The organism is Skermanella sp., from assembly GCF_059503625.1.
In genome coordinates this window covers 1-2,999 of record NZ_JCACHA010000287.1, presented here as the reverse complement: position 1 = coordinate 2,999, position 2,999 = coordinate 1, and the positions used below count along the sequence as shown (strand labels likewise).

The window sequence follows — 2,999 nt, the reverse complement described above, 5'->3', positions numbered from 1 at the left end:
CGCTATCGCTCATTCGTTCCAGCTACCGATCACCTTGCCAGCGATCAGAAATTTACCAGTCACGGGCTGGGAACCAGATAGGACCAAACCAGAAAGAAGCCGTCGCTCCGCTCCTTGGCAGTAGCAGTGATGCCGAGAACCGGAGCGGAGCGGAGAGCGATTTGCGCATCATGATGGCGAAGGAGGACGCCGGTCGGAATTACCGACGCCACGTTACACGTGCCACCCCATAGTCGCCGCGCCCAAACGCTGCGCTTTAATCTGGGGACCGACACAAACCAGAGGGTGGCGTTACCGATCATACCGGGTACGACCTGCAAGCTGGTCCAATCGAGGCACCGGCTACGGAAATCATCAATCTGACAGCGACGATGCCAATGCCGGACGATGGCCGGGATGGTTTAGCCAGTCATCGGCGCACATGAGGTCGGAGAGCACTGGGCATCTGCATGCTGAGCGAGGAACAAGGTTAAGCTTCCGTCTGTTGCTGAAGACGTGCCAGCTTCTCGCTGATCTGGTGAGACCACGAGTAACTCAGGTCCATCAACTCCTGCTGGGTCACCAAATACACCGTCTCACCGACAACCAGAGCGAGCGTCTGGTTGACGACTGCAAAGCTTGCTTCCTGACCCGTGGCTTTGCGGATGTTGTCAAACAGATACCACATGATGGTCCCCCGATGCCCCGCGCAGCATAGCACGGTCACGCCAAGGGCCCAGACAAATCCGGTTTAGGTAAGTGGCGGATTGGTTGATGAAAGGACTGACGCAGGCTGGCGGTAACATCCGATATCGGCCAGTTGCCTGCGCGCCGCCGCCAAGCGCAGCCTCTTTAACCGCTTCGACAAACACGATGTCACGCGACACCAGGGTGGCGGCTTTGCCATCGAACCTTGGACCGAGCACGCCGACCGCGTCTGACAGGCGCAGGAGTGGACCCGCGACAATGCGATCCAGCCGGACACCGGCCCCTTGATCACGGGCCAGCGGTGCGTAATCAAGGATGCCGACGAGACCACTCTGTTCGAGATGCCGTTCAGGTGAGTTCCGAGCGCCATGACCCTCGCCATCAATCCTACCAACATGTTGACCACGCTGATCGTCTACGGGAGCGACAGCACGTTCACCACCAATGACCGGCCGACTTGAGCCTTCAACGCTTGTTCGACCTCCAGCATGAATTGATGGCCGCAGCCAGAGCGGTGAAACCACTATGGGATCGATGGTCGCCAGGGCCGCACAACTAGAAGAGGATCACTAGCTCGCTTAATACCATAACCAAGTTTTCATAGGCGTCTCGGACAGGACCCATGGAAGGTCCGCTTCGCCACGCTCACTGCTGATACCATTCTTTTAGTTAAAGTGCTATATATCCTCCAGGCTGAACAAGCACGGAGGCACAATGATCAATGTTTTCGTTTACGGCTCGCTCAAACGCGGTTTCCGCAACCACCATTTCCTTGAAACCAGCCGGTTCATCGGCACCGGCACGACTCGTCGCGACTTCGACCTGCTCGATCTCGGCTACTTCCCCGCCGCGATCAAGCCGGGCGCATTCGCCATACGGGGCGAACTGTTCGCCATTGATCGGCGCACCCTGAACACCCTCGATTTTCTGGAGAGCAACGGCAGTCTCTACCAACGTGAGCAGCACCCGGTGATCATCGAGGGGCCGGGGCTGGTCAGTGCGTGGATTTACTTGCTGATCGACGGTACAGGGCTGCCTGCCGTCGCTGCGGACGGGTCTCACAAGACGTGGGTGGAACGGGCAGCTTAGTAGCTCCACTGCCCGAAATGCCGCCAGCAGCACTCCTTCAGCACCAGCATCGTCATCCGCCCTGTCTCGTAGACGGCGAGGAAATTCTGGCACTCCAGCGTTATTCAGGCAGGTGGCCGGACGACGCAACCACAGCTAAGCGCGACAATATCGACCGGGCGAAGCTTGAACGTGAGCCAGAATTCAGAGTGCGCTCATCCAGCCTCTTTGCACCGGCGTGAACAGCGTTGATGGCACACCAGAGTGAGCACGTTATCGCGATACTCATGCATACCAGACTCCGTCATTGATCATCGACGCTGTTCTTAACTGGTTCTCTGGGCTCTCTGAGAAGCCGATCAACACCAGTTCGCGCGATGCCCCGTGATTCAGAGCATCGAGGTGCGCCACTAGACCTTGAGCATCCGGCGCTCGGCCCAGGACATTTTCGTAGAGTCGGTGCACGTAGTCTCCATCCGACAGCCCGCTGTACTTGGCCCGGAACTCTGCCGAGTTGATGAAGCCGAAGGCCACATCAGTGAAATTCACGCCAGCGTCCAAAGCGCCGGTATGGGCTGCTACACCGGCAGCGTCGCCTACGCGGCCCAGGATGCCTTGGTAGAGGCTTTGGACCGTCGCCTCGTTGGTCAGGGCGCTGTTCTTGATCTGGAACTCCGGAGAGGTGATGAAGCTGGTTGCCACAGTGCTGAGCGACATCCCGGCGTCCAGAGCGGCGGTGTGATGGGCCAGCCCTTCGGGCTCAGCGTTGCGGTCCAGTAGGTTCTGGTAAAAAAGTTGAATGCTGTCGCCGTGCGTCAGCCCGCCGTACTTACCCCGGAACTCCACCGAGTTGACGAAGCCGGACGCTATGCTGGAGAGGGACATTCCAGCGTCCATGGCGGCAGTATGGGCCGCGATCCCGGCCGGCTCACCCTCGCGCCCGAGAGCGGTACGGTACAGGCGATAAACCTGGGCGGCATTGTCGTGGGCGTTGAGGGCCAGAGTGCCATCATCGAATTGGACCCGCTCGACGGCGGTGAGGAGCTTTTGGCCGTTTTCGCCCATAACCACAACGCTGCCCGCCCCCCGGTGGATGGTAACCCCGTGCTCCGCCCTAGTGCCGCCGAGGCGCACGGTGTCGCGCCCGGCCCCACCGTCGATCTGGTCGTTGCCGCCCTCTGCCAGGATCAGAGGCTGTTTGTAGACTTCAGGCGCTGATTTTCTGGATCGCAAGGCGCACGAGG

The 2,999-nt window shown here is 59.5% G+C and carries 3 protein-coding genes; 1 reads left to right on the top strand and 2 read right to left on the bottom strand.

The window, feature by feature from the left end:
• Positions 1 to 469 precede the first annotated feature (469 nt).
• Positions 470 to 667 (bottom strand): hypothetical protein, encoded by a 198-nt coding sequence (locus AC5JJ6_RS06655; RefSeq protein WP_496041285.1) that lies wholly within the window; start codon positions 665 to 667, stop codon positions 470 to 472.
• 734 nt (positions 668 to 1,401) lie between these two features.
• Here AC5JJ6_RS06655 and AC5JJ6_RS06650 point away from each other — a divergent pair.
• Positions 1,402 to 1,776: a gamma-glutamylcyclotransferase family protein gene (locus AC5JJ6_RS06650; protein WP_496041284.1), complete on the top strand. Its 375-nt coding sequence runs from the start codon at positions 1,402 to 1,404 to the stop codon at positions 1,774 to 1,776.
• Between the two features lie 264 nt (positions 1,777 to 2,040).
• On the opposite strand, the gene AC5JJ6_RS06645 is transcribed toward AC5JJ6_RS06650, so the two are convergent.
• A partial coding sequence (locus AC5JJ6_RS06645; RefSeq protein ID WP_496041283.1) for a DUF4214 domain-containing protein occupies positions 2,041 to 2,999 on the bottom strand: 959 nt, incomplete at its 5' end.